23 protein-coding genes are annotated in these 25,012 nt (G+C 38.8%); 7 read left to right on the plus strand and 16 right to left on the minus strand.

Features of this window, described 5'->3' with window-relative positions; all coding sequences use genetic code 11:
* Nucleotides 1–22: 22 nt before the first annotated feature.
* Nucleotides 23–1,363, plus strand: a complete 1,341-nt coding sequence (locus VYJ22_RS09300) for an MATE family efflux transporter (protein WP_329903729.1) — start codon at nucleotides 23–25, stop codon at nucleotides 1,361–1,363.
* A 6-nt stretch (nucleotides 1,364–1,369) separates the two neighbouring features.
* Here the strand turns inward: VYJ22_RS09300 and VYJ22_RS09305 are convergent, their stop codons facing one another.
* Nucleotides 1,370–2,476 carry a DUF2891 domain-containing protein gene (locus tag VYJ22_RS09305; protein WP_329903730.1) on the minus strand — a complete coding sequence of 369 codons (1,107 nt, stop codon included), beginning with the start codon at nucleotides 2,474–2,476 and terminating at the stop codon, nucleotides 1,370–1,372.
* A 292-nt stretch (nucleotides 2,477–2,768) separates the two neighbouring features.
* Nucleotides 2,769–4,223 carry an OmpP1/FadL family transporter gene (locus tag VYJ22_RS09310; protein WP_329903731.1) on the minus strand — a complete coding sequence of 485 codons (1,455 nt, stop codon included), beginning with the start codon at nucleotides 4,221–4,223 and terminating at the stop codon, nucleotides 2,769–2,771.
* A 278-nt stretch (nucleotides 4,224–4,501) separates the two neighbouring features.
* Here VYJ22_RS09310 and VYJ22_RS09315 point away from each other — a divergent pair, with 278 nt between their 5' ends.
* Complete coding sequence (locus tag VYJ22_RS09315) at nucleotides 4,502–4,660, plus strand: hypothetical protein (RefSeq protein ID WP_329903733.1); 159 nt, start codon at nucleotides 4,502–4,504, stop codon at nucleotides 4,658–4,660.
* Between the two features lie 7 nt (nucleotides 4,661–4,667).
* Here VYJ22_RS09315 and VYJ22_RS09320 read toward each other — a convergent pair whose 3' ends face one another.
* The 8 genes from VYJ22_RS09320 to rplU form a co-directional block, all read right to left on the minus strand.
* Entirely contained in the window at nucleotides 4,668–5,576 is a 909-nt protein-coding gene (locus VYJ22_RS09320; protein ID WP_159036305.1) for an IS982 family transposase, read from the minus strand.
* Nucleotides 5,577–5,743: 167 nt separating this feature from the next.
* Nucleotides 5,744–6,328, minus strand: a complete 585-nt coding sequence (locus VYJ22_RS09325) for a YiiX/YebB-like N1pC/P60 family cysteine hydrolase (RefSeq protein WP_329903735.1) — start codon at nucleotides 6,326–6,328, stop codon at nucleotides 5,744–5,746.
* A gap of 70 nt (nucleotides 6,329–6,398) precedes the next feature.
* The gene (locus VYJ22_RS09330; protein ID WP_329903736.1) at nucleotides 6,399–6,758 is read right to left on the minus strand and encodes a hypothetical protein; all 360 of its coding nucleotides are present in this window, start codon (nucleotides 6,756–6,758) and stop codon (nucleotides 6,399–6,401) included.
* A gap of 48 nt (nucleotides 6,759–6,806) precedes the next feature.
* Entirely contained in the window at nucleotides 6,807–7,538 is a 732-nt protein-coding gene (locus VYJ22_RS09335; RefSeq protein ID WP_329903738.1) for an SIMPL domain-containing protein, read from the minus strand.
* 87 nt (nucleotides 7,539–7,625) lie between these two features.
* A complete protein-coding gene (trxB, locus tag VYJ22_RS09340; RefSeq protein ID WP_329903739.1) occupies nucleotides 7,626–8,570 on the minus strand; it encodes a thioredoxin-disulfide reductase in 945 nt (314 codons plus the stop codon).
* 39 nt (nucleotides 8,571–8,609) lie between these two features.
* Nucleotides 8,610–9,887 (minus strand): serine--tRNA ligase, encoded by a 1,278-nt coding sequence (gene serS, locus VYJ22_RS09345; protein WP_329903741.1) that lies wholly within the window; start codon nucleotides 9,885–9,887, stop codon nucleotides 8,610–8,612.
* A gap of 501 nt (nucleotides 9,888–10,388) precedes the next feature.
* On the minus strand, nucleotides 10,389–10,646 hold the full coding sequence (gene rpmA / locus VYJ22_RS09350; protein WP_329903742.1) for a 50S ribosomal protein L27: 258 nt from the start codon (nucleotides 10,644–10,646) through the stop codon (nucleotides 10,389–10,391).
* Nucleotides 10,647–10,676: 30 nt separating this feature from the next.
* On the minus strand, nucleotides 10,677–10,994 hold the full coding sequence (rplU, locus tag VYJ22_RS09355) for a 50S ribosomal protein L21 (RefSeq protein ID WP_329903743.1): 318 nt from the start codon (nucleotides 10,992–10,994) through the stop codon (nucleotides 10,677–10,679).
* A gap of 257 nt (nucleotides 10,995–11,251) precedes the next feature.
* On the opposite strand from rplU, the gene VYJ22_RS09360 reads away from it, so the two are divergent.
* Complete coding sequence (locus tag VYJ22_RS09360; RefSeq protein WP_329903744.1) at nucleotides 11,252–12,433, plus strand: IS4 family transposase; 1,182 nt, start codon at nucleotides 11,252–11,254, stop codon at nucleotides 12,431–12,433.
* Between the two features lie 121 nt (nucleotides 12,434–12,554).
* Here the strand turns inward: VYJ22_RS09360 and VYJ22_RS09365 are convergent, their stop codons facing one another.
* Nucleotides 12,555–14,072, minus strand: coding sequence for a UDP-N-acetylglucosamine 4,6-dehydratase family protein (locus VYJ22_RS09365; protein ID WP_329903745.1), 1,518 nt, complete (start codon nucleotides 14,070–14,072; stop codon nucleotides 12,555–12,557).
* A gap of 959 nt (nucleotides 14,073–15,031) precedes the next feature.
* Here VYJ22_RS09365 and VYJ22_RS09370 point away from each other — a divergent pair.
* Together VYJ22_RS09370 and VYJ22_RS09375 are read left to right on the plus strand one after the other, a co-directional pair.
* Entirely contained in the window at nucleotides 15,032–15,907 is an 876-nt protein-coding gene (locus tag VYJ22_RS09370) for a fimbrillin family protein (protein WP_329903746.1), read from the plus strand.
* 12 nt (nucleotides 15,908–15,919) lie between these two features.
* A complete protein-coding gene (locus VYJ22_RS09375) occupies nucleotides 15,920–17,638 on the plus strand; it encodes a fimbrillin family protein (RefSeq protein ID WP_329903748.1) in 1,719 nt (572 codons plus the stop codon).
* 339 nt (nucleotides 17,639–17,977) lie between these two features.
* On the opposite strand, the gene VYJ22_RS09380 is transcribed toward VYJ22_RS09375, so the two are convergent.
* Complete coding sequence (locus VYJ22_RS09380) at nucleotides 17,978–19,297, minus strand: ATP-binding protein (RefSeq protein ID WP_329903749.1); 1,320 nt, start codon at nucleotides 19,295–19,297, stop codon at nucleotides 17,978–17,980.
* A gap of 323 nt (nucleotides 19,298–19,620) precedes the next feature.
* Here VYJ22_RS09380 and VYJ22_RS09385 point away from each other — a divergent pair, with 323 nt between their 5' ends.
* Together VYJ22_RS09385 and VYJ22_RS09390 are read left to right on the plus strand one after the other, a co-directional pair.
* The gene (locus tag VYJ22_RS09385) at nucleotides 19,621–20,283 is read left to right on the plus strand and encodes a porin family protein (protein ID WP_329903750.1); all 663 of its coding nucleotides are present in this window, start codon (nucleotides 19,621–19,623) and stop codon (nucleotides 20,281–20,283) included.
* A 360-nt stretch (nucleotides 20,284–20,643) separates the two neighbouring features.
* A complete protein-coding gene (locus VYJ22_RS09390; protein WP_329903751.1) occupies nucleotides 20,644–21,780 on the plus strand; it encodes a DegT/DnrJ/EryC1/StrS family aminotransferase in 1,137 nt (378 codons plus the stop codon).
* A 36-nt stretch (nucleotides 21,781–21,816) separates the two neighbouring features.
* Here VYJ22_RS09390 and VYJ22_RS09395 read toward each other — a convergent pair whose 3' ends face one another.
* The 4 genes from VYJ22_RS09395 to VYJ22_RS09410 are packed head-to-tail and all read right to left on the minus strand — an operon-like array spanning nucleotide 21,817 to nucleotide 24,967.
* The gene (locus tag VYJ22_RS09395) at nucleotides 21,817–22,398 is read right to left on the minus strand and encodes a sugar transferase (RefSeq protein ID WP_329903752.1); all 582 of its coding nucleotides are present in this window, start codon (nucleotides 22,396–22,398) and stop codon (nucleotides 21,817–21,819) included.
* Between the two features lies 1 nt (nucleotide 22,399).
* Nucleotides 22,400–23,167 carry a glycosyltransferase family 2 protein gene (locus VYJ22_RS09400; protein WP_329903753.1) on the minus strand — a complete coding sequence of 256 codons (768 nt, stop codon included), beginning with the start codon at nucleotides 23,165–23,167 and terminating at the stop codon, nucleotides 22,400–22,402.
* The gene (locus VYJ22_RS09405; protein ID WP_329903754.1) at nucleotides 23,151–24,473 is read right to left on the minus strand and encodes a UDP-glucose dehydrogenase family protein; all 1,323 of its coding nucleotides are present in this window, start codon (nucleotides 24,471–24,473) and stop codon (nucleotides 23,151–23,153) included. The genes VYJ22_RS09400 and VYJ22_RS09405 overlap by 17 nt, the downstream gene beginning before the upstream one ends.
* 2 nt (nucleotides 24,474–24,475) lie before the next feature.
* A complete protein-coding gene (locus tag VYJ22_RS09410) occupies nucleotides 24,476–24,967 on the minus strand; it encodes a hypothetical protein (protein ID WP_329903755.1) in 492 nt (163 codons plus the stop codon).
* Nucleotides 24,968–25,012: the final 45 nt, after the last annotated feature.

Raw genomic sequence — 25,012 nt, forward strand, 5'->3', positions numbered from 1 at the left:
TAATAACTGAAAAACACTTATAGTGAGAAAACCCAAAGACCTCACCCATGGTAATATCAGAGGGCTTCTTATGAAGCTCTCTTTGCCTATTATGGGAACCTCTTTTATACAAATGGCTTATAGCTTCACCGACATGGCTTGGCTGGGACGTATAGGTTCTAAGTCTGTAGCAGCCGTGGGGGTGGTATCGGTACTGGTATGGCTTGCAAATTCTATATCTTCGATCAATAAGACGGGCAGCGAGGTTACTGTGGGGCATGCTCTCGGACGAGATGATATATCAGAAGCATCGCAGTATGCTTCACATAACATCACCATGTCGCTCATCATATCCCTGTTATTGGCTGCGATATATTATTTTTTCGGGAGAAATATCCTTCAGATTTATGAGCTTGCTCTGGATGTAGAAAGCGTAGCTATAAATTACTTACGCATTATCATCTTTGGCTTGCCCTTCGTATTTATGTCCAATACTTTCTCAGGGATATATAATGCTTCAGGGATCAGTTCTGTACCTTTCAAAATTATGAGTACGGGGCTTGTCATGAATATCATATTGGATCCTTTGCTAATTTTCGGATTCAAGATGGGTGCAGTAGGGGCTGCCTGGGCTACTCTGATCTGTCAATTGGTCGTTTTCTTCTATTTCCTATTTCACTACAAACGAAAAGATAGATTATATGCAGGGCTAAAGCTATTTGTTCCGCTACAAAAAAGTTTTTCTGAAAAGATTTTGAAGATTGGACTTCCCGTGGCAATACTCAATTCTCTTTTTGTATTTGTAAATATGTATATGGGGCGATTGGTCTCTAAAATCGGGGGCCACGTAGGGGTAGCCACACTTACTACCGGGGGGCAGTTGGAAGCTATTACATGGAATACCTCTCAAGGTGTCACTACGGCGCTAGGGGCTATAGTAGCACAAAACTACACCGCAAAGAAAGCTCATAGAATTTTCAAGGCCTATAAAGAGGCTCTTAATTTTACTTTTATATTCGGTATTATCGGCACAATACTATTTGTTTTTTTCGGGCAAGAAGTATTCAGCATAATAGTTCCTGACCCTGAAACTTACCGTGTAGGTGGGGAATATCTGAAAATAGATGGTTATTCACAGCTCCTGATGATGCTAGAAATCACAACACAAGGAGTTCTTTACGGTACAGGACGAACCATGCCTCCTGCTATCATCAGTGTTGTGGGAAATTATCTGCGTATTCCTTTGGCATGGTTATTACTTTCATGGGGCTGGGGGTTACCTTCTATTTGGTGGGCTATTTCCATAACATCTATGCTCAAAGGCATTGTAGCATACGTATACTATCGCTCAGTGAAGCGGAAGATAGCTGCCCGTTGCGCATAGTTGGGCTCAAAAAACGGACTTTCTGTCCAAAATAGCTTTGCAATAAACAGCAAAAGAGCCCAACCAATGATCGCCACCATAATTGGATCGAAATATCATACTCATCCCATGTTGGTACATTTCGTTTGCCTTAGAAAGAAACAAAGATTGCAACCTATGCTTCGCCGGCAGATGGTGGGCAATGGTGGCCATACACCAGGAACGGGAAAAACAAAGCCCTACAAGATGGACTATTTGGTAATCATTCAAATCACTGACAATAGGAGCTTCACAAATACGCTTAATGCCTGCTGGAGTGTAATAACGACTGATCCATAACGCATATGCTTTCGGTGTAAGCACTCTGGTCATCAGATCTGCAGTCATCAGTGAGGGGGAAAAGAAGTCCGAGGCATCAGGTTCCCATTGGGCAGGGATGTTACGATCTGATAGATACAGCTCCTGTGCCTTAGCTATCAAGGCATTCTCAAATTCTTTGTCATGAGTAGCCTGTGCATAATCAATTGCAAATGCCAAGCCAAAAGCAGAATTACCATGCGTACCTATGCGTATAGGATAGGTCTGTTTAGGCAGATAAGCTTTCCATTGGTCGACTATTTTCTGAGCAAGAATACGAACATTTTGCTCCCATATACAAGCTTTCTGTTTTATCTCGACATCATGGCTTTTCTCACTCAAATCCTTGAGTTCCTGAGTGAGTTTGAGTAGCCATGCCCATCCATAGGTCCGCTCGAAAAGTGAAGCCATAGGACGATTGAAATAATCAGCTTCAGCTTGCATATTACTTTGCGTGAAGCTGATGTCAAATGTGCGAATTATACTATCACGAAGTGATATTTGGGGATGATCCCTCAAAATACGTGCTAACATCCAATGACCATGTACACAGCTATGCCAATCGAAACTTCCATAGAAAGCAGGATGGAGTTCACGAGGAGTAAGGCGTGCGTCTTTTTCCGCAGCTATGGTATGCCCTGTTTTATTAGGATATTCGATAAAAATATTGGCGAGGGGCATTCTTGCCAACTTCACAACCGTAGTATCTGTCTGGGCATTGGCTATGTACATACCTGATATAATAAGCCAACAGGATATAAAAAGATGCTTCAACATTGTTTTAGAATTATTTTGTCCTTGATGTACCCACCACTTTATCTTAGGCGTACTCCACAATCTTTACCAAAGTTAAGAATTTATATTCTTTGGTCAGCTCATCAATATCTTTATACATAAGCCTGCTCCTGTTTACAGCATAAGTAAGATATAATAAAGATTGGGAAGAGATATTCCAACGTATTTCAAATCTAATATATGCATCTCATAGATCTAAAGGGGAACACCCCATAGAGTTTCCATGGAACTCTACGAGGTGCTGCATATATAGAATTAAAAGGATTGTAAGTAATCAGAATCGATAATCAATGCCGATACCGAATACTTTGCTGGTACGGCTAAATACTTCTTTGCCGGGAATAGAAGCAAATGCCGCGAGATTTTGAGGTAAACCTAACCCCTCAAGACGAGTGGGTAGATTGTTATATATTTCAGATTCTTTTGTGAATTTTTTGTATTTGGATACAAAGTAAGCCACGTTGATGGTCATCTTATCAGTAAGATTGAATCCCGCACCAAATCCCACAGAATTGGAGTTGAGATTAAAACTCATATCTTCCATAAAACGATCTGTTGCTCCATTACGAGTCAACTGAAGACCTGCGCTAAGATCGAGCCACCTATTGACACTCCATTCTACACCCGCCAAATACTCGGCTGTTCCATGCTTCAGAAATTTCTGTTTGTCGCCTTGCATCTTTGTTTGCTTCTCGAAGAAATAGTTATAACCCAAAGATGCCGTCACCGAAGGTAGGATATGGTAAGAAGCGCCTAATGCAAGCATAGCGGGGATATCATGCGGAGTATCTATACCGTTTTTGAACTTCTCATCACCGGTAGTATTTTCTTTAGTTTTATTTTCGACGTTGAGGTGAGTATTAAACTCATATTTAAGTCCAAAATTGAATTTTTCATAATTAAAGTTCAGACCAATAATAGGAGTTATCCCCCATCCGCGTTGGCTCACTTCCAATTTTTTGTCTCCTGTAGCTCCGGCCAGTAATTTCATTTGGGTAGCTGCAGCAGGATTAGTACTTGCCAGATTATTGGCTAAAGTCATAAAATAAGCAGTAGCAGGAACCATAGCTCCTTGAGGATCATTGACCTTAATACTACTTACAAAACCTGAGTAACGGTCGTTTACGTAATTTATTCTGATACCCGCAGCAGCACTCAAGTATTTATTGATCTTATAGGCTGCCCCTAATTGAGTTCCGAAAACATATTGATGACCTTGCAGTTCGCTGGAAAGATCATATCTCTTGATTCCTAATTGAGGAGCTAATTTGGATGTAAAAGCAGGAATCAAAGACACGATTGATTCGTAAGATCCCAATCCTCCTGAAAAAGAGGCTTTACCTCCACCGCCGGTAAGACCAAACATAGCAGAAAAAGCCCAATCACCTTTCTTATACACAGCCATCACACTGGGAATCACCGGAGCTGATGCGGTACCTACAAACTCCTTGGTAGGAGATCCTCCGTTGTAAGCAAACGGAGCGAACGTAGTATTGATAATACGCTTTTGAAAAGCGCTCTGACTATTCACCGACAATTGGAAACCCTCTTTGGTAAATGCCAAACCCGCCGGATTGTAATACACAGCATCAATCTTTGTAGAAGCATTGCGAGCTACACTTCGCAAATACAGGATATGCAAACTGGTGTTTGTAAGCAATCCTCCTGCATGTGCAGAAGTAAAGCCCAATCCTAAAGCCATAATGGCAGCAGTAAATAATTTACGCATACTAATAGTTTAAAATAATAATTACGACTTTAATCAAGTCTAGCGCAAATATATTAAAATAATTTTACTGCACAAAAACATGCATAGTGTGCATGTTTTTATTTCTATAAATTACAAATAACCATAAATCCTTCATCAATAATAAAATTGAGACTGTTGCAAAAGTCAACAGTCTCGTGGATTTTCGAGGCAAAGCCGACAAAAGACTCTTTGACCGGGCAGAGAGGGTAAAGTGCAAGGCGCTAAGAGTGAGTGCACAGGGAGTTTACTTCAGGTAAATGACCAAGCGCGAATCTCGCAAGCAACGAAGCAATTGGCCTGCTATGCAACGGTCTCAAATTGACAAAAAAAACACCTGCAGAATATATTCAAATATTCAACAGGTGCCATGCGCCATAAAGAAGAGTTCTACAGAGAAGAAACGATATTTAACGTGAGTTCGGTCTAAGCGTGGTGTACTAAGAGGGTTGATGGATTGTGTATGATTTCTAGGTTTAATTCCGGCTTTTTGGGTAGCAGATTGTAGGCAATTATGCCGGCAATCAAATTAATGGCGAAATTATTGACGCTTCTATGTCGTGTATGCTCTATTTGACAAACGTTTTTGAGTAGGTCATTAACGGTTTCCACAAGGGCTCTTTTTCTGAGTAATATCCTATCATACAGGCTCATCAGTGTGTTTTTCATGTTTTTCTTTATCTTCGTAATCATGTGTATGTCGTCAATGAAGAGCTTATCGAAAAGACTTTGTGAGATGTATCCTCTGTCGCCAACAAGTTTGCCGAATAGTTTCTTCGTGAAGGTTCCGCCTTTAAGTGGAGCACGGTCATCCGTATTCCCCGGTGTGATTTGATATTGAATGATTTCACCCCGGTCGTTAATCACAATATGTAGTTTGAAACCATAGAACCATCCCATACTGCATTTGCCCTTTTGGGCCCATCCTTTCATGGTCTTATGCCCGTGTGCCCGCTTGATATGGCAGGTGCGTAAAGGTGTGGAATCAATGAATGAGATACCGGTGCATTCGCCCAGACAACACATATTGAGAAATGAAATTAGTTTGAATGCCACCTTGCTTTGTAATTCCACAAAACGATTGTAAGAGACCAACGAAGGAAAATCCGAATGACATTGTTGCGTAATATATTGAAGATAAAAGGACTTAAAATCGCGATACCTCGAATGATGGAAAAGAATCAGAATAGTCATGATTTCAGCATCGGACATCCTAAACTTGCGATTTCTTCGCTTTTTGTTTCCTTCGCAAAGGGTTCTTTGCTGAATCAAGGTATCGAAAAGTTTGGAAAAATCATCGGTAAGACAGAAAATTTCAACTATATTTGTTTTCATAAAGTGGTGTTTTGTTTGTTTATATCTTATTGATTATCAACCCCTAAGATACAAATAATTCACCACTTTTGCAATGAAATACACAAGAAATTACACTGATTTACAACACTTTGTAAACTCTATTATTCCTATTATTCCTATTATCCCTTATATCGAACTCACGTTATTTAATATTTGGGAGATATCATCAGGCATGAGGCATGGGTCTGATATATAATATCATCCAGAGAATATAAAGTACGCCCCGGAAGTTTAAGTGTGGGGTAAATACGATCTATATTAAGAGAATTAAAAATAAATGCCACATATTCTGTACAATAAAGAGATTGCTCTGAATTATCGCTAAATGAGGAATCAAATGACAGTCGCCGAAGAAGAAGCTCATTTGACATCTCGACCACTTTGTGACGAAGTTCTTCATTCATCATTACTCGATAAATACCAAACTGACTGGAATGGCTAAGAAAATCGGCAAGACTCTCTTTGACCATCCCATGATGATGCAATGACTCGTCTTCTTCCATATGATAGACATGTAATTCCCCATCTATAGAGTCACGTGTCAATATACCAATGTGGCTAAAAAGCTTTTGTTTTGATATCACCTTTCTGAAATAAGATGAATACCAAGTATTGCCACACCTGCAAATAAGATCGGCATCCTGAAGAGCCAGACTATCCGGAACCAGGGACAAAGGATTAGGACCGAAGGATGTCTTCTGCTCTGATTTACAACCAAATAAAAAGAGCATTGCAATTAAACACCACAATGCTCTGACAAGTCGGGGTTGCATAAATATTCAAGAATAAATATTCTTATATTTACTTACGCACACTCTCATCAACAAGCCATTTACCATCTATTTTCACCACATGTGTGGTCACGGTATCTGTCTGGTTCTTTCCCTTGGCATCAGTGTAGATAACCCATGCCTCATTTCCATTAATACTGTCTTTGATTTTTTTGAACTGAAAATTGGGATTTAAATCCTTTACTCCCAAGCTGGCAGCCAAGTCAATACCCGTAGCCGTCCTATCAGTACAGTATTTCTTAGCTTCCTCATATTTACCTTTGGCAATACTTTCTGAGAAATTTTTTACCACCTTCTCAGGGCCTTTAGTACATCCTGCCAAAGCAATGCTTATGAAAATAAGACTGATAAAAGTTTTCCATGTCTTCATAAAAATATGTTTTAAATAATTTTATTTCTTAACTAGGCTTAAACCCACTTATTTAATGAGATACTTTGATTTTACTGTGATGGAAGCCGTCTTGAGCCTGTTTGAGGTGTTGAATGCCCCACCCCAGCTATAATCTTCATTAGAATTATATCCTACAATCTGAAATACTCCCATTTGAGAATTTACCAATTTTCCCACATGGCTTTTACTTCCTTCAGCAATTACTTGTGCTCTATTGAGAGCATCTTCAGATGCTTCTTGAAGCATTTTTATCTTAAGATCATTAAGCTTTGTATAGTAAAATCGAGGTTCCTCCGAGGCTATTTCCACTCCATCATTGATAAGCTCTGTAATATCACGCGACACGGATTCGACAAGATTGAGATCATGACTCTCAATTGTTATACTTTGAGATAGCTCAAACCCTCCAAAAGATGTCACATAGTTGTTGCCTTCATATCGACTATCAGTCTTTTTCTCCAAAGCAACACTACTCAAGGTCAATGTACTATCAGGGATTCCTTTTGTTTTAAGATAACTTAAAACTTTGGAACGCATTCCTTTCAATTTAGAAAATCCCTCTTGCATATTATATTCCAGTGTACTGAATTTGGCAGACCATACTACAAGATCAGATTCAAAATTACGTTCTGCGATACCGGTAACCTGAATAGACTTATCTCCTCTCTTAGCCTTTACAGCTGAATTCCCTATGGCATATGCGGCTAAGATCATACATATACCTATTATTGCTGCGATAATAATGTTGTCTTTTCTCATATTTTAGCATTTAACTCTTGCCTAAGTTACAAAAAAAGCTTCGATTACACATCGAAGCTTGAAAAATAAACAAAAAAATGTTTACAATTACAAAGAATGCTCTCCAAGATAGCGCTCCGCTTCTATTGCGGCTTTACATCCGGAACCTGCAGCCGTAATGGCTTGGCGATACAAAGGATCTGCAACATCACCTGCGGCAAATACTCCCGGAACATTGGTACATGGGGTATTATTTTTTGTAATAATATACCCTACAGGATCAAGCTCCAGATAATCGGCAAAGATATCGGAATTAGGTTTATGACCTATAGCCAGAAAGAACCCATCAATAGAAATATCAACATTTTCTTCGTCTGCTTCACCTTTGCGTTTTACCAAATGAGCACCCTCAACTCCGTTTTCACCAAAAAGGCCTAAGGTATTATGCTCAAAAAGCACTGTAATATTCTCAGCCTTCATTACTCGCTCCTGCATAATTTCGGAAGCTCTCAAGTAATTCTTACGTACTATAAGATAGACATGTTTAGCAAGGGAAGCCAGATACAAAGCTTCTTCACAAGCAGTATCCCCGCCTCCTACAACAGCCACATTCTTTCCTCTGTAGAAGAATCCGTCACAGGTAGCACAAGCTGAAACTCCCATCCCGGCATATTTCTCTTCATCCGGCAAACCTAAATATTTAGCGGTTGCACCTGTAGAAATGATTACCGTATCGGCTTCAACAATATGCCCATCATCAAAAGTTATCTTATATGGAGCTTGGGATAGATCCGAAGCAACAGCTATACCGTTACGAATATCAGAACCGAAGCGAGCAGCTTGCTTTCTGAGCTGATCCATCATCTCGGGACCGGTAATACCTTCAGGATATCCGGGAAAGTTTTCTACCTCAGTGGTTGTTGTAAGCTGTCCTCCCGGTTGAAGTCCTTCGTAAAGAACGGGAGAAAGATTTGCTCTGGATGCATATATAGCTGCAGTGTAACCTGCGGGACCTGAACCTATAATAAGGCAACGTACATGTTCTGTAGTCATATTATTTAATTTAATGTGTAATAAATTCCTTTATTAAACTCAAGGAAGAGTTATAATGTTGAAACCTGTATAGGGCACCAAGGCTTTAGGTATTTTGATGCCTTCATTTGTTTGATTATTCTCAAGCAATGCTGCCACAATTCGGGGCAAAGCCAATGCACTCCCATTCAGAGTGTGTACAAGTTGCACTCCTTTCTCAGCATCACGGTAACGACATCTCAGCCTATTGGCTTGGAAGCTCTCAAAATTAGATACAGAGCTGACCTCCAGCCAACGTTCCTGAGCCGCAGAGAATACTTCAAAGTCGTAAGTAAGAGCCGAAGTAAAACTAATGTCTCCACCACACAAACGTAAAATGCGCCAGGGCAATTCAAGTTTCTCAACTAATGTTTGCACGTAATCAACCATTTCATTGAGTCTTTCATAAGACCTTTCGGGCTTGTCTATACAAACAATCTCTACCTTATCAAACTGATGTAAACGATTGAGTCCCCGTACATCTTTTCCATAAGAACCGGCCTCACGACGGAAGCAAGCAGAATATGCGGTATTCCTAACAGGCAACTCCGTCTCATTGAGGATTACATCTCGGTAAATATTCGTTACAGGCACTTCAGCAGTAGGAATCAGATACAGGTTATCAGCCGTAGCATGATACATCTGCCCTTCTTTATCGGGTAATTGTCCGGTACCATAGCCTGATGCTTCATTGACTACGTAAGGAGGTTGTACTTCCAGAAAACCTGCTTCACGGGCATTATCCAGAAAGAAGTTTATCAATGCTCGCTGCAAACGTGCTCCATAACCTTTATATACAGGAAATCCTGCACCGGATATCTTCACTCCCAGTTCGAAATCAATAAGATCATATTTCTTTGCCAAATCCCAGTGAGGCATAGCACTCGTGCCTAATGACGGTACCTCTCCCCCGCTTTTTACACATACATTATCTTCGGCACACGAGCCTTCAGGAACCAATTCAGAGGGCATATTGGGAATCAATAGGAGTTCATCTCTCAACGCCTTCTCTATTTCTTCTTTTTCAGAGTCCAGTGCTTTGCTCTCCGCTTTCAATACGGCTACCCGTACCTTTATATCTTCAGCATCATCCTTCTTTCCTTCTCTCATCAGCATCCCTACTTGTTTTGACAGGGAGTTTTGTTCTGCCAAGAGATTATCTAGCTTTTGTTGATTCTCTTTTCTTTTATCATTGAGAGCTATAACCCTAACGACTGCTTCACGTGCGTCAAAGCGCTTCACAGCAAGTCTTCTGATCATCTCTTCTTTATTATCGATTATTTGCTTGAGAGTGAGCATGATTTTAAATCTGTATTAATAGTTTTATTAGGTTGTAAAATTAAAGAAAAACGTTCTGATTGCCCAATTATTAAGGAGCTGTTTTGTGTTCTATGTCCTTTTTTGATGGATATGGATTATCCGAAAAATAGTTTGAAACGTTTCACTCTATCATTTGAGACTGTTGCAAAAGTCAACAGTCTCGTGGGTTTTGGAGGCAAAACCGACAAAAGAAACTTTGACCGGGCAGAGAGGGTAAATTACAAGGCGCTAAGAGTGAGCGCACAAGGAGTTTACTTCCGGTAAATGACCAAGTGCGAATCTCGCAAGCAACGCAGCAATTTGCCTGCTATGCAACAGTCTCATTTGTGACTTTTATCGAGTGATCATAGGTTTTCATCAAATGAAGCACAAAATACAAAACATATCATAACCTACAAAATGGAAAAGGCGCAACTCGCGGCCTAAGCATGCGAATTGCGCCTCTCATGTAATTGAGCTAGCTAAAAAGCAATCGTTCCGTTAGGCTTCTGCTTTTACAGAAACATACGAGCGATCGTTCTTTTTGCGGGTGAATACCACTTTACCATCGATAAGTGCATATAGAGTATGATCTTTACCCATACCTACGTTTTCGCCCGGGTGATGTTGTGTACCACGCTGACGTACGATGATATTTCCGGCTTTTGCAATTTCACCACCAAATACTTTAACGCCGAGGCGCTTGCTTTCTGATTCACGTCCGTTCTTAGAACTACCTACACCTTTTTTATGTGCCATGATTCTTTTACTTCGTTTTAGTGGTTAGGGTTATGCTAATATTTCTTTTACAGTTACTTCAGTAAACTGCTGACGGTGACCGTTCAACTTGCGATAACCTTTTCGTCTCTTTTTATGGAAGATAAGTACTTTTTCTCCCTTTACAAGAGGTGATATTACTTCGCATACTACCTTTGCACCTTCTACTGTAGGGAGCCCCACAGTAACAGTACCATCATTGTCTACGAGCAATACTTTGTCAAATTCTACTTTTGCACCTGCTTCTACATCTTTGATGTGGTGCACAAACAAGCGACGGCCTTGCTCAAGCTTGAACTGCTGTCCTTGAATTTCTGCGATTGCGTACATTATTAATACTAATTATTTCATTAGCCCCGTAAGGTGAGCATCTTGGAAATACTCCTCATATACTGCTTAACAAGACCTTACATAGGAAAATCGTTTGCAAAAATACTCTTTTATTTCCTTTCCACCAAATTATCTCAAGATTATTGCAGGTGAATAGCAATGTTGTCCTAAACGTTTTGTAGATTAAAGAAAAAGGAAGTAGAGCTAAGTCACAAAATAGTTACCTTAGCAAAGAGCCCTCAACTCGTCTACTTCCTATGGCAAATATAACACTCTTTGCGCAAGCAATCGGCCAACTGCCGAAAGAAAAAATCAAAACAATCATTCGCAACGCCAAGACAGACAAGCACTGTAAGGGCTATGACACGTGGAGTCAGCTCATGAGCATGATGTTCTGTCAATTCTCTAATTGCGATTCGGTTAGAGATATTTCCAATGGTCTTCATTCTGCCAATGGCAATCTCAATCACTTAGGAATAAGTCGTGCCCCCTCCAAGTCTACTGTTGCATACCAAAACGCTCATCGAGATAGTGAGGTATTCAGAGCTATTTATTATGCTGTCTTTCAATATTTAGGACAGCAGGCATCATGGAGAGGCACCAAATTTCGCTTCAAAGCCCCCATCAAGCTACTTGATTCCACTATGGTGACATTGACAATGGCACTTTACGATTGGGCACATTACTCTACGACTAAAGGAGCCATAAAGATGCATACGTTACTTGATTATGACAGTCTTCTTCCTGAATTCGTGAACATTACTACCGGGAAATATTCGGACGATAAGGCATCTTTCGATATCCCCGTAGCCCCTCACTCAGTGGTAGTAGCTGATCGGGGATATTGCAATTTTGAATTGCTGAATTATTGGGACAGCAAGAAGGTATTTTTCGTCGTCAGACATAAGGATAACCTCCTCTACGAGCGTGTACGGGAGTTGGATTTACCTCAACACACAGCGCAAAACGTACTGATAGACGAGATTATCGAGCTCAGGGGCGTTCAGACATCCAAAAAGTACCCGAAGCAAATCAGACGCATTACCGTCTGGAATGACGAACATGAGTTTACCATCCAATTGCTCACAAACAACATGAGACTTGCTGCATCTACCATTGCCCAACTCTATAAGCAGCGGTGGCAAATTGAGATTTTCTTCCGAAACCTCAAGCAATTACTCCGAATAAAAAGTTTTATCGGCACTTCACGAAATGCCGTAGAAATTCAGATATGGACAGCCTTGACAACAATGCTGCTCCTTAGTTGGCTCAAACAAATAGCCCGCTACAAGTGGGCACTGGCAAATCTCGTAGTCTCTTTAAGACTGAATACATTTACCAAAATCGACCTTGAAAAGTGGCTCAACGAACCTTTTACTCCGCCTCCAAATGACCAACTTTCTGAGTCAGCGGGATTCAAACTGATTATTTTTCGTTGAGTTTTATCAATCAAACACTTATCCTATGACCAAAAATTATTTAGGACAACATTGGGTGAATAGAGAAAGTTAGATTATATGAAACTAATCCTACTCTTATCCCCTTTCGAAATTATTAAAGTTACTTCTGCTTTTTGTCCAGCACTTCGTAAGGCGAGTTTTTACTCAAATATTCAGGAACCAGCTCTTTGATCGCTTTTACTGATTCCATGACTTCTATTCTTTTGGCTGCGTCAATCATAGCATCGACGCAACGTGTTACTTCTTGCGGGTCACACTCTCTCACTTGAGCAATACGTATCTTAGGATTGGGTGTAGGCATAGTAGTTTCCTCCTCATTAAGCACTTCTTCATACAGTTTTTCACCCGGTCTCAAGCCACTGTATACAATAGGAATATCCACATCAGGAACAAATCCCGCCAACTTGATCATACGTCTGGCCAATGTGTCGATTTTCATTGGTTGCCCCATATCAAAAGCAAAAATCTCACCTCCCTTTCCCATAGTTCCGGCTTCCAAAACAAGGCTACAAGCCTCCGGGATAGTCATAAAATAGCGGATGATATCGGGATGTGTTACTGTTACGGGGCCACCCTCTTCAATCTGTTTTCTAAATAAGGGTATTACAGAGCCATTAGAACCTAAGACATTCCCAAAGCGAGTAGTGATAAATTTAGTAGATTCTTTACCGGACTTCTTTATCTCCGCATCGAGTGTTTGTACCATCATCTCAGCTACACGCTTGGTTGCACCCATAACATTGGTTGGATTCACGGCCTTGTCTGTAGAAACCATTACAAACTTCTCCACACCGTATTCTATTGCGTACAAAGCCAGCTGACGTGTTCCTTTTACATTCACACCTATCGATTCGCATGGATTTTCTTCCATGAGAGGCACATGCTTATAGGCAGCTGCGTGGAAAATATATTGCGGATGATATTTTTCAAAAATATATTTCAACCTTTTAGAAGCTCTTATATCTCCTATCACAGGATGAAATTTCACATTACTTCCTGAAGACTCCAATTCCAATCTAATATTATGCAATGGACTTTCTGCATTATCAAAAAGAATCAATTCTTTGAGATTCATTTTGGATAGCTGACGAGCGATTTCACTACCTATAGATCCGGCAGCACCGGTTACCATTACTACCTTACCTTCGAGTTGGTTTTTCACACTTTCCATCGGCAGAGTTATCACGTTTCTGCCCAATAAGTCTTCAATGCGTATTTCACGGATACGTTTACGAGCATGGGCAGGATCAGTCATTTTTTCATAATCAGGAGCCACCATCATCTCTATGTTGTTCTTAAGGCAGTATTCCACCAATTCATCACTTTCTCTTTTTACCGAAGCAAAATCCGGGAAAATAATCATGTTAGGCTTTCCCTGACTCATCATTGCATCAATGTCTTCCATAGAATCAAAGCCTCTTACGGGCACATCATTGATACGCATACCATTACGTTTATGTTCGCCTCTGGCAATAACTCGTGTAGGAGCATAAGGAGCCAAAAAGCCATTATTTAAAAAGGTTATGAGTGATATGCTTCGTCCCATGTCTCCATAAACCCAAGCACTTCTCTTGAACGTAATAGGATTGATTACCCGGTGATACACATTTACCATCATAGACCTAAAGCTTATAAGCAAAAATGTAGATACCACCCAGTCTATAAGAAGAAACATAAACAAGAACCTGAGAGGGAAATCATAAATTATATGAACGGCGGAATACAACAAAACTACCTTGACTAACATTGCCAAGGAAACCCGGTTAAATTCTTTTATTGTAGAATGCCTGATGATACCTTTATGTGTTGAAAAAGAAAAGATAACCACCACAGAAGCCACCACAGAAGCCAAAATATAAAATAAAAGGTGACTAATCACATTGGCATGAAAAGGACCGTAATAATCAGGAAATACAGTTAAAAATGTAGCTATAACAGAACCGGCTACATCTAGCAAGAAAATAATCCACCTGTTAAAGTATGGCATATTGCTTTTTTTTCTTAGATATTCTGCCACAGCAGTCTTCCAATTCGAGGTCTCAGATGCTTTCATTTATAATGATAGTTATTAATAATCGTCTCATTCCAAAAAGTGCAGAAAGTTACTATAAATATTGTAAATAAAAGAATTTTTACATCCTTGAGAGACTTTCATATATACATTTTTATACAAAACGTACTCTATCAATGTAAGTTCTACAAACAACGAATTTCATGGGCACAATTCTTGATCATAGCTCATAAAAAAACAACAAACAATCTGTAATGAGATGATGAACGGTACAGCACGCTCTTACAATTTTCAAATAAACAGAAAGATCGTGTTGATCACTCCGTTATATGATAAGAAAATGTATTATACTTTATCTTATAAAAGAGATTACATCAATCAGATTCATAGATTGTTTTGTTTATTCCTCAAAAGGGATTATCTTTGTTTATAGAGACTTGCCATTCAAACAGATTTCCTGTTATTGCGCCTGTGAGCCCGATAATTTTCGAGCAAAGGCACAAGAGATTTTCATGACACAATGAAGATGTAGTTATCTATGAATCAACATTTAAAATCAAATCCATATGAAGATTAATACACCCGGTATTTCATTACTAATTCTGGCAACAGCCGTCTTTTTCTCAATTCAAGCGTGCTCCTCTGAGCACACGCCGGAAAAACCCAAAGTAAATCTTATAACATCTATTTCGGGCTCATACATGAAAGCACCGGTGTTACAAGAATCGGGAGCGGGAAATTTTACTAACGGGGATAAGATCAAGCTATTGGCTGCAACCGAAAAAACAACCGCTGCTCATCTTTATACAATTGGCAACACATTATACTGGGACGAACTTGACCTGCCACCCATTACTGAGAGAGTAACTTTTGCTGCGATTTATCCCAATCAAAATCTCGATAATGAATATAAATGTCAAGTTGATGTTAGAACTGCCAGTGATAAAGATCCTCTCATCGCAGCACCTATCACTGTGCCCCTAAATAATACAGCGCCCCACCAGCTCAAGTTTGCTCATGCCATGCACAAACTCGTTATCAATTATAAAACTGATGAAAATTACTCCTCTTTAGATATTAAAGAAATAAAAACAACTCTCCATAATATAGCTCCCGTAGCAATAATCAATGTACTCAAAGGTGGCACAGAAAAAACTACTGAAGAACGTGCTGATATCACTTTGTCAGGCCAAAATATTGTATTCATGCTCCCACCCCAAGAGGTAAGCGAAACAAAATTCACCCTTCAAATCCAAGGACGTACTTATACCTATCAGCTCCCTAAAACTCTACCTGACAACAAAACAATTTTGAACAAAATAAAAGCCAACAGTATGCTGAAACTGGATCTTACCATCAAAAGAAATGGTGTCCATTTTGATTCTTTTATCATTTCAGGATGGGATACACAGGGAGAAATATCTGATTCTATCACTATTTAATAACAAAAAGCTGTGTTTAGATACAAAAGAATATCTCTTGCATTTTTTTCCATCTTAGCTTTTATCAGTTGTTCTCAAGAAGACAAGAATGCTCCTCAAGTTTCAGATCCTTCTTCCGAAAGGATACAGATTTCTACATCCATTACTCAGGGAAAGATGTCTCCATCAATGAGAGTAACCTCTCATCAGGATGGAACGGGCATGTTTGATGAAAATGATCAAATCACATGCTTTACGGACTCCAAATCACATCCATGGCAAAGTCATCTACTAACTTTAGAAAAAGGGCAATGGACTCCCAATCTTTATTGGAATGCTACGGCAACAACCGACGAGAAAGTAAATTTTCATGCCTATTATCCCGCATTCAAGACTCCCGCAGGTAAGGAAACTTCGTTTTATGTCTCTGCTGACCAAACAAACCTTCAAGGCTTTACCGCTTCTGATCTATTAGGGGCTACTTGCTCGGCAGGGGTATCCCAAGAGGTTGTGCTAAGATTCAACCATCTCATGAGCCATGTAGAGGTATCCCTCCAAAGCAATGACAAAAGTTTTACGGAAGCTCAGCTCAATGATGCCTCTGTCGAAATCAAATCTTACCTCGGAGGTAAACTTCTATTATCACAAAATCAAGTGGGAGAAACTGATGCATCTCGTTTGGAATGGGTAAAAAGCTATAAAAGAAACGGTGTATATTCAACAATACTGTTTCCGCAACCATTCTCACTACTCAAAGAAAAAGAAGACGATGATGATGGCTGGATACGGATAAAAATAGATAACCAAACCATATTGTATCAGGCTGCCGGCTCTCTCAACGGCAAAAGGTTCGATGCGTTGCAAAGCGGCCATAGCATCAAAATTAAATTGAATCTGCAAAGAAAGCAGAAAGAAGCAGAACCCATCGAAGTATCGGAAGATGTGCGCAACAAAACCCTGTGGGTATATGGTCTCAATATGCCACAAAACCACGACTGGAAAGATGGGCTTGACTGGAAAGCGGAATATGGTTGGTTCGATTGTAACAAATCATATCCTCAAAAAGGAGGAGCCGATGCCAATCTCTGCTGGGCTGCTTCCGCTGCTGATATGATACACTGGTTTCTTAAGAATAACGAGTCAAACATCAAAAAATATGAAGAGATAAGTAAGAAAAAATTCAGAGGCCCTACTCTCTATAAGGATCATACACATAGTGATGTTTTTGATTGGTTCAAGAAAATGCATCCTAACAATGGAGGAGATACAGATAATGGGATCAATCACTTTATGCTTGGGGCATATATTAGTCCGGGAGCAATTTATAACGGAGAAGTAGATACTATTAAAGCGGGTTTTTTATATGATATTACAGGTGGCGTCAACTTAGTTACAGCAACAAAGCGAATCTCTATACGAAATGGAATGAATAGGCAAACTTTTAATCAAGAGATAAAAAAGGCATTACTCAATAAAAAAGCCATTGGCTTCTCTGTGCCAAGACATGCCATGGCAATATGGGGTGCAGACTTCGATGCAGACGAAAATGTGTCTGCTATTTACTATGTTGATAATAATGATACCGGTAGCGGGGGAAAATTGTGGAGAAAAAGAATTTGCTTTAAAAACAACGAAACCTATATGGAAAGCGCTGTAGAAGGGTATTTCTCTTTCCCTATAATAAGACTGGTATTCTTAGAATTAGGCGATAAACTGTGGAAAGACTATTTCGACAAACATCAGCCCTCTTAGAGAAATTTACCTTATACTTGACTTACTAGCTTTGTGCCTCACACCTTTGGTTAACGGCTTTCGGTAAGAGGAGAACAAAGCCAAACATCTCCGACCGAAATGATATCAATGCTGCAGTATCCCCCTTGGATACTGTTGCAAAAATCAACAGTCTCGTGGATTTTGGAGGCAAAACCGACAAAAGACACTTTGACCGGGCAGAGAGGATAAAGTGCAAGGCGCTAAGAGTGAGTGCACAGGGAGTTTACTTCAGGTAAATGACCAAGCGAGAATCTCGCAAGCAACGAAGCAATTTGCCTGCTATTCAACGGTCTCTTATTCAGTTTCCTCTATATCGCATTACATATCTGTAATATCCCAACATGTACAGTCAATCTCATATTTGTTTAGCACTTTAGTTTTCAAAACGGCTATCTTCGCCTCAAGTAATTGAGGTTTGAAATTTTTCTTTTGACGTTTCACTTCGACGACAAATGCCTTTTTATCATCCAATCCAATAGCTACAATATCTACTTCATACTGTGACCCTTTTGGCTCCCACCATGAACCGATTGCTCTATATTCAAAACCCTCTTGCATCTTTTGTTTAAAGTACAACTCAAGAGTCTTGCCCGAATAGGTAGGGTAATCGTTACTAATCAACCGAGCCAGCCCTTCGTAGTTCCCAAGCTCTATCAGCGTTCTATTTCTCTCTATGTATCTGAACCAAAAACGCAGGAAGTTATCCGATACCTCATATCGTACAGTTTGAGAGCCCTCCTTTGCAAAAATAGGTCTTTGCTTTTTGATTACCTCATACACCGTCTCTAACTTACTCAACTGACCGCCTATACTTTTCTCGCCCATAAATGCCTCTATTTGCGATTGGGTATTCATCCCCGAAGAGATAGCATCCAATATCGAGAAGTAGTTGCCGTATTTTTTTCCAAACTCTTGAATTAGAAGATTACGCCCTTCATCAATAAACGGAGAGTCGCTCTGGCAGATATATTTTATCATTTTAGGGATTGTCAAGGCTTTATTATCCACCAATAGCTCCACATACTTAGGTATTCCACCCGTATAGGTGTATAGGGCTAGTAATTCATCATTTGTACTATCGGGCTTATAATCGCTCATGATCTCCTTCAATACAGAAGTCGTAAAAGGTGAGAGCTTCATCATCGCATCGGCACGTCCAAATAAGGGCTCTTTGTTATCTTGAAATATTTTGGTCATCAAAGAATATATCGAACCACTGACGATGAAGTTCATTTTTGTTACTGTACGGTATTGATCCCAGTAGTTCTGAATTTCGCTATAAATAGACTCGTTGATATTGACAAATTCCTGAAATTCATCAATCACCAACGTAAACGTTTTAATCTTGGCCTGTTCCAGTAGAAATCGAAATACCTCGATAAAAGAGTCCATCTTCGGAACAAAAACAGCTAACTGCTTCTCTATTTCAGCACAAAAACTACCACATAAATCTGCCTCGCTTTTTCGGCTCACGAAAAGATATACTATCAGGTCATCTTTCAGAGCATTGAGTATAAGCGATGTTTTACCTATTCTACGCCGGCCTGTTATCACGGTTAGTTTAGAGTGGTCATTGTATACCATCTCTTTTATTCGCTGTAATTCAGCTATCTCTTTTGTGCGATTATAGAATTTCATAAGTCTTAAATTTTATAGCGGTAAATTTTACCATCGTTATAAAGTTAATAAATTATACCGAATTCTACCCGTTGTAATCGGTAATTTCTTTTTCTTTGGTTTTCCCAATCCCCCTTCGCCAAGGTTTTGGTAAGCCGAGAGCAAAGCCAAATCTTATTTGAGCTATGCCAAGGCAAGAAAACCTGTAGCTTGCTAAAGGGGGAAGGTAAAGACCATGACATCTACAAAGAAAAGAAGAAAAATTACGACCAAATAAAATTCTTCAAAAACATCTTTTGTTTGTATATGGTTATACAAAAAATACAACTCTAAAAAAGTACAAAATGAAAAAGATTTTCTCACTCATCCTGATTGCAGGTCTTAGTATCTGTGGCGTTCATGCACAAGAAAGTAATCCCATCGGCCTACGTGTCCAAGCCGGTCTGACTTTATCAATGATCAAAGGCTTTGGTGATGGCACTATGCACCCCGGTTACACCGTAGGAGTATCATATGATATACCCGTCAATCAATATTTCTCAGTCCGTCCGGGATTGCGTTTTATCAATAAAGGTGAAAATACAAAATACGGAGATACTAAAATTAAAGTAAGTCCTTCTTATCTTGAGATGCCTATTTATGCCACATTCACTTTTGAGACAGGCTGTGAGAGTAATGTATATTTGGGAGCAGGCCCATATTTCGCCTATGGCATTACTGGTAAAGCCAAAGCCTCTTCAGGCAATATCGCATCGGGAGTTACCGAAATAGATCTCTTCTCAAAGCACAATAATGGAGATCAAAAACCATTCAAAAACTTCGATGCAGGACTTTCAGGAGTTGTAGGATTCGAATACAGCCGATTCTTCATCGAAGGAGCATTACAGCTGGGACTTGCACAGGTTCACAACAAAGATTTCAGCATTGCGGGCTCACCTCTTTTCACCAAAAACGATACCAAGTCATGGATGGCTTCGGCTTTGATTACCGCAGGATTTAAATTTTAATCAGCGTTTATCTCCTCCGTGATTTAAGCTATTACATTACCACTAATCTTCTGTAATAACATAGGCTCCACTTCAATTCAAGTGGAGCTTTCTTCTTTCCTATATCCCAACAGTCAGCACAGAATATAATAGATCTATACATGATAAATATACAAATTGGAGGTAATGTCTTACAGTCTATTACCAAAAAAATACAATAACAATAAAAAACCTATACTTAGATACTCAATTCTACAGCAAACCAACTACATTTGACAAAAATTAGCTATAGCCGATATTTTACATGCTCATTAAGACACAAATATCATATATCGTCTTAACTTTGTAATAATGTTTAATACAATTTTAATTCAGAATATAATGAAAGAGCGTATATGGCTTTCGCTTGCCGATATGGGCGGTCATGAGCAGAAGTTTATTCAAGAAGCATTCGACACAAATTGGGTTGTTCCACTAGGACCCAATGTCAATGGATTTGAAAAAGACTTAGTAGGTTTTTTAGATCAAAATAAAAATGTAGTTGCCTTGAGTGCCGGTACAGCAGCTCTTCATTTGGCTTTAGTAATGCTTGATGTCAAAGCAGGAGATGAAGTTATCTGTCAAAGCTTCACTTTTTCTGCGAGTGCCAACCCCATAGCTTATCAAGGTGCTACTCCGGTCTTCGTTGATAGCGAACCCTACACTTGGAACATGTGTCCAAAGGCTTTGAGAGAAGCTATTGAGGATAGGCTGCGACAAACCGGAAAAAAACCTAAAGCCATCATTCCGGTACATCTTTATGGCATGCCCGCAAAAATGGATGAGATTATGGCTATTGCCAAAGAATATGATATTCCTGTCGTAGAAGATGCTGCCGAAGCCATTGGATCGGAATACAAAGGAAGAAAATGTGGTACTTTTGGCCGTTTCGGAGTACTTTCTTTCAATGGTAACAAAATGATTACTACATCAGGTGGTGGAGCATTGGTCTGTTCGAGTGAATCAGATGCCCAGCGCATTATGTTCTTTGCTACCCAAGCTCGAGAGAACGCTCCTCACTACCAGCATGAGCATATAGGATACAATTATAGGATGAGCAATATCTGTGCCGGTATAGGACGTGGCCAGATGATTGTGCTCGATCAGCATATCCAGCGCAGAAGAGCTATTCACAAGCTTTATATCCATTTGCTCTCAGATGTCAAGGGGATTCAGGTTATGGACAATCCTTCTTCTGACTTTGATTCCAACTTTTGGCTCACCTGTATCACTATCAATCCTCAAGAAGCAGCTTTCACTCGTGAAGATTTAAGACTAAAGCTTGAAGAAGAGAATATAGAGAGCAGACCTTTATGGAAGCCTATGCACCTACAACCGGTCTTCCATAGTGCACCTTTCTATGGAGATGGCACCAGCGAAAAGCTATTCGATAATGGGCTATGTTTACCCAGCGGATCCAAACTAACAGATAATGATATCGAAAGAGTTGTCTCAGTAATAAGGAATCTATTGAAATAACAAACAACAAAGGCGGTCATCTGACCGCCTTTGTTGTTATCCTAAAATAGTTTTTAAGATTATAAGAATGTCATTTTTGAATGACCAATTGTGTAAGTAATCTAAGTTAATCTTTACTTTATCAGGATATATTACCTCATCGTTATATTTTATCGGATCAGGGACACATGCCAAAATCTCCTCTTCATTTCTGTACTTAAGACTTGCTGGCCCTGTAATTCCAGGTTTTAATTTCAGGACTTCTCTATCTTTTCCGACTAACCTATCAGCGTAACCAGGGACATCAGGCCTGGGTCCCACAAAACTCATCTCTCCTTTCAAAACATTCCATAGCTCAGGTAGCTCATCCAATTTATATTTACGTAGTCGTGCTCCTAAAGGAGTTATTCGTTTTTCACCGGCAACAGATATTGAACTACCTTGATGTGAAACAGTCATTGAGCGAAATTTTACCATAGTAAATAACTTACCATATTGCCCAACTCTTTTCTGTTTAAAGATCACCGGACCTCCAGGCATTTTAATTGCAATCAACAATGCCACTATTAAGAGAACAGGACTCAAAATAATCAAGCCAAAGAGTGACACCACACGATCGAATATATTTTTAAAGAACATCTTACAATCTTTTCTTAATTGCATTAAAAGTATAACCTAAAAAATTATAAGTAGAATAAAATATATTCAATTTCTCAATTTTACGATAAACTCTCCACACATCTTGAGCTGCTTTCCATTTTTTCGATGTATTCGACGTACTAACTAATCTATATATAGCAATATTCTCTTTTATAGAATAAGCCTTGAATCCTCTTTTCATTATTAGTAACCATAATGCCATATCATGGCTACTTTTTATTAGAGGCATTTCAAAATAACCAACTTGTTTCTTATCAATCACCACTGTTAAACATCCTATAATTGTATTTCTTAAGTAATGTGAGTAATCTATTTCAATTGGCATCTCTATTACTTTGTTGAGTAAGGTGCCATCTTCCCTCATTAATTCGTAATTAGAAAAAGTAAAGGCCCAATTATTATTTCTCATTGTATTAATATGAATCATCAATTTGTCTGATTTCCACACATCATCACTATCAAGAAAAGCAATGAACCGACCTTTAGCATTTCTTAAAGCAATATTGCGGGCCTCAGCTGCACTTACATTTGACTTTAAAGGTATAACTTTAATACGGTCATCTTTTAAAATGTAATCATTAATTATTTTTAGTGAATTATCTTGTGAACAATCATCGACAATAATAAGCTCCCAAAATGAGTATGTTTGAGCAATGACAGACTCTATTGCCTCTGAAATAAATCTAGAAGCATTATAAGATGGCATTATAATTGATACTAGTTGATCTGTATCATTTATTTTTCGCATTTCCCCCAATTTGTAAATATGTAAAACCGTCTAATTCGCTTGAATCAAAAACATTACGACCATCAATCATGAGTGGTGTACGCATAGAGCGTTTGATTATTTCCCAATTTGGCATTCTAAACTCCTTCCATTCTGTAACATGAAAAATAGCATCTGCATCTAAAACAGTTCCATAAATATCATCTGCATAAGATATGCTATGCCCCAACCTTCTTTTAGCCTCATCCAAAGCTACAGGATCATAAGCAACAATATCACAGCCTGCATCTAACAGAGAACGAATTAGAACTAATGAAGGAGCTTCGCGCATGTCGTCCGTTCCAGGCTTAAAAGCTAATCCCCAAAGTGCTATTCGCTTTCCTTTAACATCCCCATCATAATAATCAATAAATTTTTCAAAAAGAATATTCTTTTGTGCTTCATTCACTTCTTCCACTGCTTCTAATACACGCATCCTGTAGCCTTTTTGTTTAGCTGTATTTATAATTGCCTTTACATCTTTAGGAAAGCAAGAACCACCGTAACCGCACCCAGGATATAAAAACTTCGTACCTATTCTCGAATCCGATCCAATTCCTCTTCTAACCATAGAAACATCGGCTCCCACAAGTTCACAAAGATTAGCAATATCATTCATGAAACTTATTCTAGTAGCAAGCATTGAATTTGCAGCATACTTCGTCATTTCAGCAGATGGAATATTCATAAAAATAACCCTAAAGTTATTCAATAACATAGGCTTGTAAAGTTTGGTCATGAGTTCTTTAGCTCTATTTGAATCTACACCTACTACAACTCTATCAGGTTTCATAAAATCTTCAATAGCATCGCCTTCTTTCAGAAATTCAGGATTTGATGCGACATCAAATTCTATATTAATATTTCGTTTTTGAAGTTCTCCATTTATAGCAGATCTGACTTTTTCAGCGGTACCTACTGGAACTGTACTTTTCGTAACAACTAGCTTGTAATCATTCATTTTAGAGCCAATAGTTTTCGCAACATCTAAAACATATCTTAGATCAGCTGATCCATCTTCATCAGGAGGAGTGCCCACCGCAGAAAAAATAATTTCTACTTTATCTAAGATTTCTGCCAAATTTGTTGAAAAGAACAATCTTCCAGAATTGACATTTTTTATTACTAAAGTATCCAAATTAGGCTCGTAAATTGGCATAATTCCATTTTTGAGACTATTTATTTTCTCCTCATTTATATCAATACAGTAAACAGTTATCCCCATTTCTGCAAAACAGGCTCCACTTACCAAACCTACATATCCGGTACCTACAATTGCTATATTCATAATTAAATTTCATTAATATGTTCAACGATGATGTATCGTTTTAAAAATCTTGTTCTCCGCCCAAATGCAAATGGCTTGAACCCTGTCTTCAGAACCCCCTTAATTGAAGATATATTATACTCATCAACAATCATATAAAAATTACTATTAGGCATGCTATGTATAATATAATTAAGCATCAATGGATAGTACCCCTTTCCCCTATTATCTATAGACGTTTCACATGGTCCAATATGAATTCCATCATTTTCCATAAATGGGAATTGAAAAATTTTACCAATTGTATGAGCAAAACTTATTACCTCTCCTTTAGAATTAATCAGAGTCCATCTTCTAAACCGAGCAGACTTTTGTCCACAAATAAATCTAAAAAATGATAATATATGCCAAATTACATCATGAAAACTTTTTAAAGGATAAGTTATTTTTATATCTGAATTTCTCATTAGCAAGGTCTCATCCCCCTCTTTATCATATTTAAAGAAAATATCCATTATGACAAAATTTTACGTAAATAATATTCTAATGATTTGCAATAG

Origin of the sequence: Porphyromonas pogonae (genome assembly GCF_036320655.1) — a bacterium.
GTDB lineage: Bacteria > Bacteroidota > Bacteroidia > Bacteroidales > Porphyromonadaceae > Porphyromonas > Porphyromonas pogonae.